Below are 15,014 nucleotides of genomic sequence, written 5' to 3'. Positions count from 1 at the left end.
CGTGAGTTGACGTGACTCTGCACAAACGCGGCCGCGCCGGGGTGCCCGGCCGCTACGCCCCGGTGGAGCGCCGCCCGCGCGGCAGCCCGAGCCGCTGCTGGGCGATGAGGGTGAGCAGCACCTCGGAGGTGCCGCCGTAGATCGTGGCGATCTGCGCTTCGCGGTAGAGATGCTGGAGCTCGCCGGCGGCCGCCGCGCCGGCGGCGCCGCGGTTCGGCAGCCCTTCGACGCCGGTCGCGTCGAGCAGCGCACGGCTCTCGCGGAGCAGCGCCTCGGTGCCGTAGACCTTGGCCATCGTCCCCTCGACGGCTCCCGCCGCGGCACTGGAGCGGGACCACGACGCCTGCACGCCCAGCAGGCGGGCGACCTCGGCGGACGCGGCGGCGCGGCCGAGCCGGGCGTGGAACCCGGCGCCGGCGTCCCGGTCGCGGCCCCAGGTCACCGCGGCCGTCACCAGCCGGCGCAGCTGCGCCGCGAACTCGCCGCCGCGCTCGAAGGCGAGGGCGACGTTGACGATCTCCCAGCCCTGCCCTTCCGCGCCGACGCGCGCCTCGTCGCCGACGCGGACGTCGGAGTAGTAGGTGACGTTGGTGCGCTGGCCGCTCAGCGTGAAGATCGGTGCCACCGAGAAGCCCTCGGCGGCGGTCGGGACCAGGAACAGCGTGAGACCGGCGTGCTTGGGCGCGCCGGGGTCGGTGCGGGCCAGGAGGAAGACGTGGTCGGCCTCGCCGGCGAGCGTCGTGAAGATCTTCTGGCCGTTGATCACCCACCCGGCGCCGTCGCGGGCCGCCCGGGTCCGGACCGAGGCCAGGTCGGACCCCGAGCCGGGCTCGGTGTAGCCGAGGGCGAGCAGCAGCTCCCCCCGGCAGATCGGCGGGAGCAGCCGCCGCCGCTGCTCCGCGGTGCCGACGCGCCGGACGGCCTCCCCCACGATCTGCGTGATCGCGAGACCCTCGGTCGGCGCGCCCGCCGAGGCGAGCTCCTCGTAGATGAGGTCGGTCATGGCGCGGTCCCAGCCGCGGCCGCCCTCCTCGACGTGCCAGTGGGCGCCCACCCAGCCCCGGCCGGCGAGCGCCGCATGGAACTCGCGGTCGTGGTAGTCGCCGGTGGCCGCGACGCGTCCGAGCACGTCGGCGGTGAGGTGCTCGCGGACGAAGGCGCGCACCTCCGCCCGGAGCGCCTCCGCCTCGGCGCCGGCGGCGAAGTCCATCAGCCCGCCCTCCTCATGGTCGCGGCGCCGATCGACGCCCAGATCGCCTCGGGGTCTCCGCCCTGGAGCTGGAGCGCCTTCGCCCGCCGCAGGTAGAGCTGGGCGTCGTACTCCAGCGTGTAGCCGTAGCCGCCGTGCACGTGGAGGCACGCCTCCGCGGACCGGACGGCGGTCTCGGCCGCATGGGCGAAGGCGATGTCGGCGGCGTCGCGCCACCCCGCGTCGCCCTCGTCGTGCCGCCACGCGGTCTCGCGCACGAGCAGCCGCGCGCCGTCCACGGCCATCGCCACGTCCGCGAGCAGGTGCTGGATCGCCTGGAAGGTTCCGATCCTGACCCCGAACTGCTCGCGCGTCCCGGCGTAGTCCACGGCGACGGCGAGCGCCTGGTCCGCCACCCCGACCAGCACCGACGCGGTGCCGAGGCGCCACCAGCCGGCCGCCGCGCGGAAGAGGTCCCGCGCCTCCTGGCCGCGGGCGAGCACGGTCCGCTCGACGGTCCCGCCGCCGAGCGGCCGGTCGGCGCAGGCCAGGAAGCCGAGGTCACCGAGCGGCGCGGCCGGCGGGCCCTGCGCGAGGACGAGGTCGCCGCCGTCGAGCGCGACCACGCCCCGCGCCGCTCCGCCTCCGGGCACCAGCACCGCGGTGCCGGCGGCCGCCGGCCGCGGGCAGAGGACCACCGGGGGTCCTCCCGCCAGGGCCTGCGCGGACCGCGCCTCCTGCCCCTCCACCGCGGCGAGGAGCATCGCCGCGGAGGCCGCCTCGACGAGCGGCGCGCACGCCAGGTGCCGCCCGGCGGCCTCGGTCACGAGGCTGAGTTCGAGTAGACCGGCGCCGGTGCCGCCGGCGGGCTCGGGGACGGCGATCCCGACCGCGCCCGTCGCCGCGAGGACCTTCCACAGCGCCGGGTCGAAGCCGGCGTCCTCGGCGGCGCGCACCCGCTCGGCGGACGACTCGCGCGCGAGCACCCGTTCGAAGGTCGCGGCGGTGTCGCGTTGCTCCGGAGTCGGTTCCAGGTCCACCCGGCCCTCCCTGCCTCGGTCTTCGTGCAGCGCACAGCGGGGTGCGTTCCGATCTGTATACCCAACCGTACGGTCGGTTGACAAGGGTTCAGCCGACCGCATCGGCGAACTCCCGGACCATCTCGTCGAGCATCGAGCGCGCCTCGTCGTACCGGCGGGGGACCCGCAGCAGGGTCCGGAAGTCGGTGACGCCCTGCTCCGCCAGCGCAGCGGCCCCGGCGAACATGGCCGGGTAGTCGACCCGGCCGCGGGACGTGAAGGCGTTGGCGAGCGGGTAGGCGACCTGGACGCCTCCGAAGTCCCCGCCCTCCGCCTCGACCAGCCTCCGCATCTCGGCGAGGGCGCCCGCGAACTCCTCGGCGGTGACGCCCCACGGAATCCAGCCGACGCCGTGGCGGACGATCCGGCGCGCCACGACCGGCCTGACGGAGCCGCCGATCCACACCGGCACGCCGGCCGCCCGCACCGGTTTGGGCATCATGTGCACGTCCGCGAAACGCACGTGCCCGCCCTCGAAGGCGGCGACCGGGCTGGTCCACAGCTCATGGCAGGCGGCGAGCAGCTCGTCGAGCAGCCGCCCCCGCCGCGCGAAGTCGACGCCGAGGGCGCGGTACTCGGCCTCCTGCCAGCCGATGCCGACGCCGAGTTCGAGCCGTCCCCCGCTGAGCGCGTCGATCGTGGCGGCCACCTTGGCGAGCAGGACCGGCGGCCGGAGGGGCGCCACCAGGACGTTGGTGGCGAGCCGGATGCGGGACGTGACCGCCGCGAGGGAGGCCAGCACGGTGAGCGACTCCAGCCAGTCGCCGTCGGGGCCGGTCGGCTGGCGGCCGCCCGCCCTGCCGCCGCTGGAGGGGTCCCCGTACGCGCTGAGGTCGGAGCCGAAGACGACGTGGTCGCTCACGAAGACCCGGTCCAGCCCGGCGTCCTCCGCGGCGCGGGCCTGGTCCAGCACGTGGCGCCAGCTCTCCGGCGGCGTGGCGGCGTAGTTGCGTATCCCCAGGGTGAGCTGCGGGGCCGCCCGCTCCCCGGTCACCGGCGGGGCACGTCGAACGTGCCGCGGAAACCGTGCCGGTTGACCGCCTCCAGGAGCAGCGAACGGGTGCGGCTCAGGCCCGCCGGGCGCAGCAGCACCGGGGCCAGGTGCCGGTCCAGGACGGTGAGGTCGTGCTCCTCGCAGAGCCCGATCGCGCCGAACACCTGGTGCGCGTGCCGCAGCACGGAGTCCGCGGCCTCCAGCATCCCGAGCCGCAGCGCGAGGGCGTCGGCGAGCGTCGCGCGGCCCCGGTGCACCTGGAACCAGGTGTAGGTCGCGAGCTCGTCGAGGCCGTCCATCGCGACGGCGATGTCGGCCAGCCGCCACCGGATCTCCCCGAACCGCCCGATCGGCTTGCCGAACTGGCGGCGCGTCCCCGCATACCCGGCCGCCTGCAGCGCGACCGTCTCCAGCGCGCCCGCCACCCAGAAGCCGTCGAGGACGAACGACATCAGCAGCGCGCGGTCGGGCAGCGCGGCCGCGCCGGCCGGTCCGCGGAGCTCGACCGGGACCCCGAAGGGGTCGAGCGGCGCCCGGCTCCGGGAACCCGTGGGCGCCACGGCCCGCGGCGGCGGGTCACCGCCCAGCGGCACCGCCCCGGCGCTCTCGAACAGGTCGGCGTGGTCCAGATGGGAGACCGGGCCGTCGACGACGTAGATCGCCTGGCAGTGCGCCCGCCACTCGACGGGGACGCTGAGGGCGCGGGCCACCGGCCATGGCGCGACGACCGCGCCGCACGCCCTGACGGCGAGCATCGCCGCCTCCGACTCCTCCGCGTCGCCGAGCGGGTCGAGGTCCAGCACCCCGACCGACTCCAGCGCCGGCCGCAGGTCGTCGGCGCGGACCCCCGGCCGCTCCTCGGCCGACCGCGCGAGCTCGACCCCGCCGTGATCGGCCAGGACCGCTCGCACCGCGTCCCGCAGGGCGAGCGCCGCCGGCGCCCATTCCCGCTTCACGACGCGTCCTGCATCAGGGAACGCGCGACCAGCATGCGCTGGATCTCGATCGTGCCCGAGGCGATCGTGGCCGAGCGCGCGTACCGGTAGACGTCCTCGGCGTGGCCGAGCACCCCGTCCCCGTTCGGCCGCAGCCCCGGTGCTCCGAGGGCGTCCAGGACGAGCCCGGCGACCTCCTGGTCGAGTTCGATGGAGGCGATCCGCGCCCCCGACGCGATCCGGTCGGTGAGCCCGCCGGCCTCCCGCCGGGCGACGGCCCGGTGGTTCAGCAGCCTCGCCGTGCGGGCGTGCACCAGGGCGGTGACGAAGTCCTCGCCCAGGCCGCCGGAGGCGGTGGCCTCCACCGCGCCCAGCTCGGCGAGCAGCCGCTCGTCCCGCGCGTACCTCGGGATGCCGATGCGCTCGTGGCCGAGGACGAACCGGATCACCGCCCAGCCGTCGTCCACCTCCCCCAGCACGTCCTCCTGGGTGACCCGGACGTCGTCGAAGAACACCTCGTTCAGGTGCTGCGGACCCATGATCGACGCGATCGGGCGCACGCTGATCTCGGCCCGGTCCATCGGGACCAGGAAGATCGTGACGCCCCCGGTCTGCGAGCTCTCGCGGGCGGTGGTGCGGGCGGCCAGGAAGCACCAGTCGGCGAGCGTCGCGTACGACGTCCAGATCTTCTGGCCCCGGACGAGCCAGCCGTCGCCGTCCGGGACCGCCGGCAGCGACAGCGACCCGAGGTCGCTCCCCGCCTCCGGCTCGCTGAAGCCCTGGCACCAGACCACCTCCCCGGCGGCGATCGGGCGCAGGTGCCTGGCCTTCTGCGGCTCCGTCCCGAACTCCATGATGGTCGGGCCGACCCAGCTGAGCCCCATGTACTGCGCTCCGCGGGGCTCCAGGTGGGCCCACATCTCCTCGCGGAGCACCGCCGACTCCCACAGCGTGGCCCCCGCGCCGCCGTACTCCTCCGGCCAGTCGATGGTCAGCAGGCGCTCCGCGACCAGCCGGTCGATGACCCGGCGGGTGACGAGCCGGACGCGCGGGTCCTCGGAGAACGGGCCCGCCCAGTCGTCCGGAAGGAGCTCGCGGAGGATCGCGCGCAGTCGCGCGCGGAGCTCCTCGGCCCGCTCGTCCATCTCCACGTCCACGCCCCTGCTCCTTCTCCGTTGGAAGATTAAGTCTATATCATTTAGATGATTTGGCAAGCGGGGCGGGACGCCGAGCGGATGCCCGCCTGCCGCCCGGCCCGGGTGTCAGCCCGACGAGTAGATGCTCTCGGCCACGTCCTCGACCGACAGGTTCGCCGCCGAGCCGCGCAGCGTGACGCGCCCGCGCTCCAGCACGATGACCTCGTCGGCGATCCCGCCCAGGACCTGCTCGACGAGCTGCTCGACGAGCAGGATGGCGAGGCCGTCGTCCCGCAGCCGCTCCAGGCATTCGAAGACCAGGTCGACGAACACGGGGGCCAGTCCCGACGACGGCTCGTCGACCAGCAGGACGGCGGGCCTGGCGGCGAGCGCGGTGGCGATCGCGAGCATCTGCTGCTGGCCGCCCGAGAGGTCGGCCGCACGCTGCGCGCGCCGCTCCCCCAGGATCGGGAACCGCTCGTAGAGGGTGTCCAGCTCGGTGCCCAGGGCGGCGCGGCGGACGCCGCCGCCGCGCAGGCCGAGCACCAGGTTCTCCCGCACGCTGAGGTCGCGGAAGACCCGCTTGCCCTCCTGGACCGCCGACAGTCCCCTGGCGACCCGCCGCCAGGGCGGCAGGGAGCCGATGTCCTCGCCGTCGAGCGCCACGGTCCCCGACCGGATGGGCAGAAGCCCGCAGATGCCCGACAGCAGCGTGGTCTTGCCCGCTCCGTTGCGGCCGACGAGGGCCGTCACGCTCCCGGAGCGGAGGGTCAGCGACGCGTCCCAGACGGCGACCAGGTCACCGTAGGCGACCGACAGGCCCGAGACCTCGAGCTTCGGTCCGTTCTCGACCGGGCGGCTCATGACCCGACCTCCGTCCCGCTGGATGCCGTCTCCTCGGCGGACGGGGGCGGATCCCCCGCCGCCCCGGGCGGTCCGTGGTCCCCGCCCCGGCGGCCGAGGTAGCTGTCGATGACCCGCCGGTCGCGGCGGACCTCCTCCGGCGTCCCGGACGCGATGACCTCGCCCAGCTCCATGGCGAAGACGTGATCGGCGATGTCCATGACGAACGGCACGTTGTGCTCGACCAGGACCACCGTCCCGCCCGCGTCCCGGGTGCGCCGCATCAGCGTCGCGAGCTCGTGCAGGCCGTCGTCGTCGAGTCCCGCCGCGGGCTCGTCGAGCAGCAGGATGTGCGGCTCGCCAGCCACCGCGCGGACGACCTCGAGGAGCCTGCGGGTGCCGAGCGGCAGCGAGTTGGCGCTCTCTTGGGCACGGTGCTCCAGCCCGGCGAACGACAGCGCGGCCAGGGCCGCCTCCCGGTCCTGCCTGCGGACCCGGTAGAAGGGCGGCAGCCGGAGGACGGCGCCGATCAGCCCGAGGCCGCCGTGCCGGAGCCGTCCCGTCTCGACGACCTCCAGCACCGACATGCCGGACGGGATGAGCGGTGTCTGGAAGGTGCGCCCGACACCCACGCGCGCGACCTTGCCGGCCCGCAGCCCGGTGAGTTCCCGGCCGGCGAGGGCGATGCTTCCGGTGTCCGGGCGTAGGACCCCGGACACCGCGTTCAGCAGCGTCGTCTTGCCCGCGCCGTTGGCGCCGATGACGGCGGTGACCGTCCCGGGCTCGACGGTGAGGTCGACCCCGTTCAGCGCCTTGAGGCCGGCGAAGGCCTTGGTGACGCCGGTGATCTTGAGCTGCTCGCCCGGAATCGTGAGCTCGCCCTTCCCCGCCCCGGCCTCGGGGGCGTCCGCGGCCGGGCGCCGCTTGAGCCGGCGCACCTCGAACCCCCGGAGCAGCCGCCGGCTGATGCCGGCCAGGCCCGCCGAGAACGCGACGCCGACGACGACCAGGAAGCCGCCGTACACCGCGGTCGAGTACTGCTCGAAGGACGCCGCCTGCAGCGGCCCCAGCACCAGGACGGCCGCCCCGACTGGCGCCCCCCACACGCTGTCCGCGCCGCCCAGCACGGTGGCGGCCAGCAACGCGATGGTCAGCGTCATCGTGAACGCCTCCGGGCTGATGAAGCCCGTCATGTACGTGTAGAGGACGCCGGCGACCCCCGCGGGCAGGGCGCCGAGGACGTAGGCCTGCAGGCGCAGCCGGTAGACCGAGCCGCCCATGGTCTCCGCCAGGGTGGTGCTGGACGCGAGGACGCGGAGCATGGTGCCGAACCGGGACACGACCATGTTCCGGAAGACCAGCATCCAGACGAACGTGACCGCGATCGCGAGCCGGAAGAAGTCCGCGCCCAGGAGCTGGTGGCCGAAGAGCGTGGGGCCGATAACCCCGGGCAGCCCGGCGCTGCCGCCGGTCTGCTCCTCGAAGATCGACACCAGGCTGGGGATCAGCAGGATGAAGAAGAAGGAGACGAGCGCCAGCGACCAGTGGCTCAGCCGCAGGCCCGGCACCCCCGAGATGAGGCCCGCGACGGCGGCGACCGCGGCCGCCGCGAGGAAGGCGAGCAGGATGTCGGTGTGGCCGTGGTTGTAGAGCACCGCGGCGACGTACGCGCCGGACGCGAACACGGCGACCTGCCCCAGGGCGAGCTCGCCGGCGTACCCGAAGCTGAGGTTGAGCCCGCTGCAGATCAGGGTGTAGACCGCGATCAGCATGACCTGGCGCTGCCAGTAGAAGTCGAGTCCCATCGCGGGGAGCATGAGGACGACGAGGAAGCCGAGGACCGCGAGGAGGGGCGTCCCGGTCAGCAGTGAACGAAGCCTGTCCGCCGCCATGGTCACACCGCCCTCAGGCCGCGCTGGCCGAACAGGCCCGTGGGCCGCACGACGAGCACCGCCAGCAGGAGCGCGAACAGGAGCAGCGGCGGATACTCCACCCCGAGGTACCGGCTGCTGTAGCTCTGCACCAGCCCGATGACGAGACCGCCGACGATCGATCCGAGGAAGCTGCCGAAGCCGCCGACGGCGAGCGCCACGAAGCCGAACACCGTGAGGGTGATCGCGATGCTCACGCTGGCGCCCGTCTTCGGCGTCATGAGCGGGCCGAGCAGCCCCGCGAGCGCCCCGGCGAGCGCGAAGGCGCCGGTGCGCAGCGCGGCGACGTTGACGCCGCGCAGCTTGGCGGCCGCGGGGTCGGTGGTCGCGCCGCGCGCGGCCAGCCCCCAGAGGCTGCGGCGGGAGAACAGGTGCAGCCCGACCCCGATCGCCACCGCGGCGGCGATCAGCCAGAGGTCCACCCGCGCGACCCGGCCGCCGAGCAGGGTCAGCGCCTCCTGACCGCCGAAGAACGGGATCGACTTGGGCTCCTCGCCCCAGGTCGCCATCAGGATCCCCTCGATGACGACGAACGCGCCGACGGTCGTGACGAGCAGCGCGTGCCCGTTCTCCCGCCGGAGCACCGGGCGCACCGCGACCAGTTCCTCGATCCCCGCAAGGAGGGCGCCGCCCGCCGTCCCGAGGAGCGCCGCGGTCCACCACGGCCAGCCCTGGTCGACGATGACGAACCACGAGAAGAACGCGCTGAGGACCACGAACGCGCCGTGGGCGAGGTTGAAGACGCCCCCGAACGTCATCGTGATGTTGTAGCCGATGGCGATGAGCGCGTAGACCGCGCCCAACGACAACCCCGCCCACACGATCGTCATCAGAGCCCCTGCCGTACGCCGGTTCCGCGGTCGCCGGACCGCGCTGGTGGCGGCACCATATGCCGCGCCTTATGTCTAAATCAACTAAATCATTAACGCAACCCCCACCGGACGGGACCGGCGCCGTGGAGAGCCGAGCGCTGATCAGGCCGCCGACCCGGCCGGAGAACGACCCCTGCCTGCTCACCGGGCCGCAGACCTTGACTCCGCTTCCGCGATGTGGCTACGGTCACATCTCGAATCATATAGAGGTATATGATCATTTGTATGAATCAGAAGGGGTTGGCCCATGAGGTCGAACTGGACTCGACTGGCGGCGGCCGCCGCCGTCGCGATGCTCGCCGCCTCCGGGTGCGGGAACTCCGGCGAGGGCGGTGACGGCGGTACGTCATCGGCCGCGGGCCCGATGAAGATCGAGATCTTCCAGGCGCTGAGCGGGCCGGTGGCCCCCGTGGGCCAGGCCATGTCCGTCGGCAACAAGGCCGCCGTGGCGGTCGTCAACGCCAACGGCGGCGTGCTCGGCAAGGACCTCGAGGTCAGCATCACCGACGACGCCGGCAGCCCGGACCAGCTGGCCGCGAAGCTCCAGGAACTGCTGAGCGGCGGGAAGCCGCACGCGGTCCTGCCCGGCAGCGCCGCCGAGATCCCCGCGGGCATCCCGATCCTCGCCAACGCCGGCGTGTTCGTGTCCCAGCACTTCACGGCGAACACCTTCAACGACCCGAAGAAGTACCCGCTCGTGTTCGGCAACGCGCACACGATCCCCGACTACACCGAGAGCCTCGTGCAGAAGCTCAAGGAGGAGGGCCACGCCAGCGTCGGCGTGGTCGACTCCGACGACTCCTCGGGCCAGGCGTTCGAGGCGGTGGCGAAGCCCGCCTTCGAGGACGCCGGCATCAAGGCCACCTTCGTGGGCGTCCCGCCGAGTGCGGTGGACGCGACGGCGCAGCTGCAGCAGGCCCTGGCCGGCAAGCCGGACGCGCTCGTCTTCGCCGGCTACTTCCCGGGCGCCGCCGCGGTGGTCTCGGCGCGGACCAAGCTCGGCGTCGACATCCCGACGTACTCGGCCCAGACCTTCTCGGCCAACAACCTCGCCGACATCGCCGACCCGTCGGCGTTCGAGGGCATCGAGTTCCAGCAGCTGGCCGCGAACGTGAAGGGCACGCCGCAGACGGAGTCGAAGGCGTTCAAGACCTTCTACGACGCGGTGCTCAAGGAGGCGGGCGGCAAGCTGCCGTTCCCGATCAACACCTACCTCGTGGCGTACGACGACGTGATGCTCGCCGCGTACGCCGCCGACCTCGCGGGGGGCTTCGACCCCGAGCAGATGGCCAAGGCGGTGGAGAACGCCAAGCCCGAGGACATGCCGAACTACGTCATGCCCGTCGGCTTCTCCAGCGAGAACCACTTCCCCGACGTGACGCCCGAGGACTTCGTCTTCGTGCCGTACAGCCCGGTCAAGGACGGCATGGTCGTCCCGGCCGGCTGAGCCGGCCGACCCCGGGCGAGCGGGGCATCCCTTCCCGGGGGTGCCCCGCTCGTCATCTCTTCCAGAGGCAGGCCGGTCGGGACGCGCCGGGAGCCGGGGGGCCGCGCACCGTCGCGCCGGGCGCTTCGCCGATGCTCCGCCGCGGGAAGAGCGCCGCGGCCGCCGCTCGCGGGGTCAGGCCGGCTCGTAGACGTCGACGTCGGCGTCCGCCCTCGCCGTGACCCGGCCCCGCAGATCGAGGACCGCGAGGTGGGCGCGGGTCTCGTGCACGGCCATGAGCTGGTCGAAGCCGGACAGCTCCGAGAACGCGCGCAGGCGCCGCGTCCACGGCAGCCGCGCCGCCACCTCGTAGGCCGTGCGCGCGCCCTCCGCGAGCGCGTCACCGCACTGGGCGAGCCGGACCTCGTGGTGGTCGAGCAGCTCGTCGACACGGGCGTGGACGCTGGGACCGGGCGGGCCGTGGGCGGGGAGCAGCGCCGCGTCCGGGCGGGACCGGACGCGGTGCAGGGACGCGAGGTAGTCGGCCAGCGGAAGGTGCCGGTCGTCGACCGGCTCGAACCCGATCGAGGGCGTGATGTGCGGCAGCACATGGTCACCGGTGAACAGCAGCCCGGCCTCGTCGTCGGCGAAGCAGAAGTGCCCGCGGGTGTGCCCCGGCGTGGCGACGGCGTCCAGCCGGACGCCGCCCACCGGCGGGGCGTCGCCGTCCGACAGCCACTCCGACGGGGCTTCGTACAGGGCCGGATCACCCTGGGCGCTCAGGTGGCGTTCGACCAGTTCCGCCGGCACGCCGCAGCGGTCCAGTGAGGCGGCGAAGTCGGCGAGCCCGTGGCCGCCGCCGCCGATGGCCTCGACCGTCTCCCGCTCGCCGGCGCCCAGGTACGTCGTGCAGCCGGTGCGGCGCCGCAGTTCCACCGCCAGGGTGTAGTGGTCGGGATGCGCATGGGTCACCGCGACCGCCCTGACGTCCCCGGTCCCGGCGCCCAATGCCGCCAGCCCCGTTTCCAGGTCCCGCCACGCCGGCTCGGCGAACCAGCCGCCGTCCACCAGGCCGATCCCATCGGCACCGACGATGGCGTAGACATTGGTCGCCGCCAGCACGTCACCCGGCATCCGGAGCGGGATCCGGTGCACCCCGGGCGCCACCTCCTCGACTCCGGTGTGCGCCCACTCATGACGGCCCATCACGCGACCTCCCCCTCCGGCGATACGCCGACGACCCCGGGCATGACCCAGACATAACCGACTGCCCGGTTAGTTTAGTGGACGGCGTCATCGGCCTCACCTCCGCCATGTGCCCAGCTCCCCAGTCCACTGGCACCTTGACCCGAGCGCGAACCCTCTCCTAGGTTGTCAACCAAACAGTTGGTTTAGGAGGCCCGCCGTGTCGATGTTCGTCGAGCAGATCGAACCGCACCACGAGTACCGGCACCGCGCCGACGACGACCCGGCGTACAACGAGAGCACCTACTACAACTTCGCCTGTCCGGAGAGCGGTGTGGTGGGCTGGCTCCGCGTCGCCATCCAGGAGAACCGGCCGGCGGCCCAGGCGGGGGTGATGCTGTTCCTGCCCGGCGAGGCGCTCTTCGACTACCGGCGCCTCTCCGCGGCCGCACCCCGCGGGCTCACGGCGGGCGACCTCGCCTTCGAGATCGTCGAGCCGCTCCGGCGGCAGCGGCTGGCCTTCGACGGGCGGCTCGCGTCGTTCGCCGACCCGCGCGTGCTGACCACCCCGTCGGCGGCGTTCCGCGAGGCGCCCCGACGCAACGTGCGGATCGAGCTCGACGTCCGCGGCCACGGCCCGCCGTTCGGCACGAACGGGGACGACCCGGCCAACTACGTCGAGGAGTCGATGGCGCTCGGGCACTTCGAGCAGTTCATCGCGGTGCGGGGGACCGTCACCGTGGACGGCCGCCGCGTCGAGGTCGACGGGCGCGGACTGCGCGACCACTCGTGGGGGCCGCGCGACTGGGCCGGTCCGCACTGGTACCGCTGGGCCATCGCGAACCTGGACGACGGGACGCAGGTCATGGCGCTCATCGTGGCGCGCCGCAGCGGTGGGACGACCAGGGAGGCGGCCCTCGTCAAGGACGGCGCGCTCACCGAGGCCGGCCTCCGCGACGTCCGCGTCCGCTGGACCGGCGACGGCTTCGGTGAAGAGGTCGTCATCGCGCTGTCGACCCCGGACGGCCCGGTGACCCTGACCGCGACGGCCAGGACGCCCCACCGCTTCTTCCCCCTGCGCCACCACCGCCGCGACGATGGCGGAGCGGCACTGGACACCCGGATCGGCTACTCGGCGTACGAGTTCAGGACCGACGACGGGCGGACCGGGCTCGGCGTCGTCGAGATCCTCGACCAGCTCGTCGACGGCCTCCCGCTCGGCATGCGGCAGACCGCCGGGCCCTCATGACGGCGACCACTCCCCCGCTGTCCGACCACGTCCCCCGGGACGTCGCGGACTGGCTCCGCGCCGGCCTGCCCGAGGCGGAGCCTCCGTTCGCCTTCGACCGGATCGCCGGCGGCTACAGCATGCTCACCTACCGCATGACCGACCGGGCCGGGCACGCGTGGGCACTCCGCCACGCCCCCGCCGGCCACTCCGGCGGCCGCGCCCACGACGCCGCGCGCGAGGCACGCGCCATGGCGGCGCTCTGGGACACCGCCGTGCCCGTGCCCCGCGTCCGGATGGCCGGCGGCGCGGCGGACCCCCTGGGCGTGCCCTGCCATGTCACCGACTTCGTCGATGGCTTCGTGCTCGACCGCGCCGAGCAGGCGCGGCAGGTGCTCGCCCCCGGCGGCCTGCGGCGCGCGTCCATCGAGATCGTCTCGGTGCTCGCCGAGCTCCACGCGGTGGATCCGGACGCGGTCGGACTCGGGGACCTCGGCCCGCGCGCCGACTACAACGGCAGGCAGCTGCGCCGCTTCCGCGCCGTCCTCGCCGATCTGGAGGCGCTGGACTCCCCGCTCGACGGCGGCCGCACCGCGCGCCTCGCCCGGCTGGGGGCCGAGCTCGCGGAGCGGCTGCCGCGGGACGCGGGCGGCCGGATCGTGCACGGCGACTACCGGCTCGGCAACGCGATCACCGGCGCGGACGGCTCCGTCCGCGCCGTCCTGGACTGGGAGCTGGTCACGCTCGGAGAGCCGCTGGCGGACCTCGGGATGCTCCTGAACTACTGGAACCCGCCGCCCGGCGCGATGCTCGGCGCGACGGTCCCGACCGCGGCGCCCGGTTCCGTCACCGAGGAGGAGGCGGTCGCGGTCTACGCCCGGATGTCCGGCGCCGACCTCGGCCGCCTGAGCCTCTACCGCTCGCTGGCGGCCTGGCGGCTGGCGTGCCTGTGCCTGCGCACGGCGATGAGGTTCGATTCCGGCGCGATGGACGGCGGGGAGGATCCGCGCCGGTTCGCCTCCACCACCGACCAGTGGACCGACCTGGCGCGAGCGCACCTCGACCAGGACTGACCGCTGCGCCCTCAGGCCCGTGCCGGCGCCGCTTTCCACCGACTCACCCAAACAACCGGGAGGCCGTAGTGCATCGAGAAGGACCCCTCAGCGGGCTGAAGGTCGTGGAGCTCGCCGGCATCGGTCCCGGGCCGCACGCCGCGATGATCCTGGCCGATCTGGGAGCCGACGTCGTCCGGGTCGACCGCCCGTCGGGCGGCCTCCAGATCGGAGCGGCGGACCGGGATCCCACGCTGCGCGGCCGCAGGCGCGTCGCGGCCGACCTCAAGGACCCCGCCGACCGGGAGAACGTGCTGCGGCTGGCCGAATGGGCCGACGTCCTGCTCGAGGGCTATCGCCCCGGAGTGACCGAACGCCTCGGGGTCGGCCCGGAGCATTGCCGCGCCCGCAACCCCCGGCTGGTGTACGCGCGGATGACGGGGTGGGGCCAGGACGGTCCGCTGGCCCGGCGCGCCGGCCACGACATCAACTACATCTCGCTGACCGGTGTGCTGCACGCCATCGGGCGCGCCGGGGAGCGTCCCGTGCCTCCGCTCAACCTCGTCGGGGACTTCGGCGGCGGCTCCATGCTCCTGGTGATCGGCGTCCTGGCCGCGGTGTGGGAGGCCCAGCGGTCCGGGCGGGGCCAGGTGGTCGACGCGGCGATGGTGGACGGGTCCGCGCTGCTCTCGCAGATGGTCTGGAACCTGCTCGCCCAGGACGCCTGGGCCGACGAGCGCGAGGCCAACCTGCTCGACGGGGCCGCCCCGTTCTACGACACCTACACCTGCGCGGACGGCCGTCACGTCGCGGTCGGTGCGATCGAGCCGCAGTTCTACGCCGCGCTCCTGGAGGGGCTCGGCCTCGCGGACGCGGAGCTGCCGGCGCAGAACGACCGGGAGCGCTGGCCGGAGCTCAAGGCCGCCCTCGCCGCGGTGTTCGCGACCCGGACGCGCGACGACTGGGCGAAGACCTTCGCCGACACCGACGCCTGCGTCACGCCGGTCCTCTCCTTCGCCGAGGCACCCGGCCATCCGCACGTCGCCGCGCGCGCCACGACCGTCACCCGCGATGGGCTCACCCAGGCCGCTCCCGCGCCCCGCTTCTCCCGCACACCGACCCGGCTCCCCGAGCCCCCGTCGGC

At 74.0% G+C, this 15,014-nt stretch carries 13 protein-coding genes; 4 read left to right on the top strand and 9 right to left on the bottom strand.

Annotated elements, in window-relative coordinates; genetic code table 11:
* Positions 1-52: 52 nt before the first annotated feature.
* From E1266_RS03925 to E1266_RS03890, 8 genes are all read right to left on the bottom strand, one after another.
* Positions 53-1,210 (bottom strand): acyl-CoA dehydrogenase family protein, encoded by a 1,158-nt coding sequence (locus tag E1266_RS03925; RefSeq protein ID WP_132043810.1) that lies wholly within the window; start codon positions 1,208-1,210, stop codon positions 53-55.
* The gene (locus tag E1266_RS03920; RefSeq protein WP_165965916.1) at positions 1,210-2,229 is read right to left on the bottom strand and encodes an acyl-CoA dehydrogenase; all 1,020 of its coding nucleotides are present in this window, start codon (positions 2,227-2,229) and stop codon (positions 1,210-1,212) included. Before E1266_RS03920 ends, E1266_RS03925 begins: the two co-directional genes overlap by 1 nt.
* Positions 2,230-2,317: 88 nt before the next feature.
* On the bottom strand, positions 2,318-3,262 hold the full coding sequence (locus E1266_RS03915; protein ID WP_165965915.1) for a TIGR03619 family F420-dependent LLM class oxidoreductase: 945 nt from the start codon (positions 3,260-3,262) through the stop codon (positions 2,318-2,320).
* Positions 3,259-4,218 carry an acyl-CoA dehydrogenase family protein gene (locus tag E1266_RS03910; RefSeq protein WP_132043804.1) on the bottom strand — a complete coding sequence of 320 codons (960 nt, stop codon included), beginning with the start codon at positions 4,216-4,218 and terminating at the stop codon, positions 3,259-3,261. Before E1266_RS03910 ends, E1266_RS03915 begins: the two co-directional genes overlap by 4 nt.
* Entirely contained in the window at positions 4,215-5,354 is a 1,140-nt protein-coding gene (locus E1266_RS03905; RefSeq protein ID WP_243718216.1) for an acyl-CoA dehydrogenase family protein, read from the bottom strand. Before E1266_RS03905 ends, E1266_RS03910 begins: the two co-directional genes overlap by 4 nt.
* A 105-nt stretch (positions 5,355-5,459) precedes the next feature.
* Positions 5,460-6,197 carry an ABC transporter ATP-binding protein gene (locus tag E1266_RS03900; protein ID WP_132043802.1) on the bottom strand — a complete coding sequence of 246 codons (738 nt, stop codon included), beginning with the start codon at positions 6,195-6,197 and terminating at the stop codon, positions 5,460-5,462.
* A complete protein-coding gene (locus E1266_RS03895) occupies positions 6,194-8,068 on the bottom strand; it encodes a branched-chain amino acid ABC transporter ATP-binding protein/permease (RefSeq protein WP_132043800.1) in 1,875 nt (624 codons plus the stop codon). Before E1266_RS03895 ends, E1266_RS03900 begins: the two co-directional genes overlap by 4 nt.
* Positions 8,069-8,070: 2 nt before the next feature.
* The gene (locus E1266_RS03890; RefSeq protein WP_132043798.1) at positions 8,071-8,937 is read right to left on the bottom strand and encodes a branched-chain amino acid ABC transporter permease; all 867 of its coding nucleotides are present in this window, start codon (positions 8,935-8,937) and stop codon (positions 8,071-8,073) included.
* Between the two features lie 289 nt (positions 8,938-9,226).
* Between E1266_RS03890 and E1266_RS03885 the strand changes: the two genes are divergently transcribed.
* Positions 9,227-10,426, top strand: coding sequence for an ABC transporter substrate-binding protein (locus E1266_RS03885; protein ID WP_132043796.1), 1,200 nt, complete (start codon positions 9,227-9,229; stop codon positions 10,424-10,426).
* 174 nt (positions 10,427-10,600) lie between these two features.
* Here the strand turns inward: E1266_RS03885 and E1266_RS03880 are convergent, their stop codons facing one another.
* Positions 10,601-11,611, bottom strand: a complete 1,011-nt coding sequence (locus E1266_RS03880; RefSeq protein ID WP_132043794.1) for an MBL fold metallo-hydrolase — start codon at positions 11,609-11,611, stop codon at positions 10,601-10,603.
* A gap of 199 nt (positions 11,612-11,810) precedes the next feature.
* Between E1266_RS03880 and E1266_RS03875 the strand changes: the two genes are divergently transcribed.
* The 3 genes from E1266_RS03875 to E1266_RS03865 all read left to right on the top strand — a co-directional run.
* Positions 11,811-12,839: a hypothetical protein gene (locus E1266_RS03875; protein WP_132043792.1), complete on the top strand. Its 1,029-nt coding sequence runs from the start codon at positions 11,811-11,813 to the stop codon at positions 12,837-12,839.
* On the top strand, positions 12,836-13,891 hold the full coding sequence (locus E1266_RS03870; protein ID WP_132043790.1) for a phosphotransferase family protein: 1,056 nt from the start codon (positions 12,836-12,838) through the stop codon (positions 13,889-13,891). Before E1266_RS03875 ends, E1266_RS03870 begins: the two co-directional genes overlap by 4 nt.
* Positions 13,892-13,959: 68 nt before the next feature.
* Positions 13,960-15,014 (top strand): CaiB/BaiF CoA-transferase family protein (locus tag E1266_RS03865; protein ID WP_132043788.1); only part of this gene is annotated, 1,055 nt, incomplete at its 3' end.

This window comes from Actinomadura sp. 7K534, assembly GCF_004348575.1.
GTDB classification, from domain to species: domain Bacteria; phylum Actinomycetota; class Actinomycetes; order Streptosporangiales; family Streptosporangiaceae; genus Spirillospora; species Spirillospora livida.
This window is presented reverse-complemented; position numbering and strand designations above follow the sequence as displayed.

What these genes read in the sequence shown, in the direction of transcription:
- E1266_RS03925 (WP_132043810.1), bottom strand. Translation starts at nt 1,210, where the DNA reads ATGGACTTCGCCGCCGGCGCCGAGGCGGAGGCGCTCCGGGCGGAGGTG.
- E1266_RS03900 (WP_132043802.1), bottom strand. Translation starts at nt 6,197, where the DNA reads ATGAGCCGCCCGGTCGAGAACGGACCGAAGCTCGAGGTCTCGGGCCTG.
- E1266_RS03895 (WP_132043800.1), bottom strand. Translation starts at nt 8,068, where the DNA reads ATGGCGGCGGACAGGCTTCGTTCACTGCTGACCGGGACGCCCCTCCTC.
- E1266_RS03890 (WP_132043798.1), bottom strand. Translation starts at nt 8,937, where the DNA reads ATGACGATCGTGTGGGCGGGGTTGTCGTTGGGCGCGGTCTACGCGCTC.
- E1266_RS03885 (WP_132043796.1), top strand. Translation starts at nt 9,227, where the DNA reads ATGAGGTCGAACTGGACTCGACTGGCGGCGGCCGCCGCCGTCGCGATG.
- E1266_RS03880 (WP_132043794.1), bottom strand. Translation starts at nt 11,611, where the DNA reads ATGGGCCGTCATGAGTGGGCGCACACCGGAGTCGAGGAGGTGGCGCCC.
- E1266_RS03870 (WP_132043790.1), top strand. Translation starts at nt 12,836, where the DNA reads ATGACGGCGACCACTCCCCCGCTGTCCGACCACGTCCCCCGGGACGTC.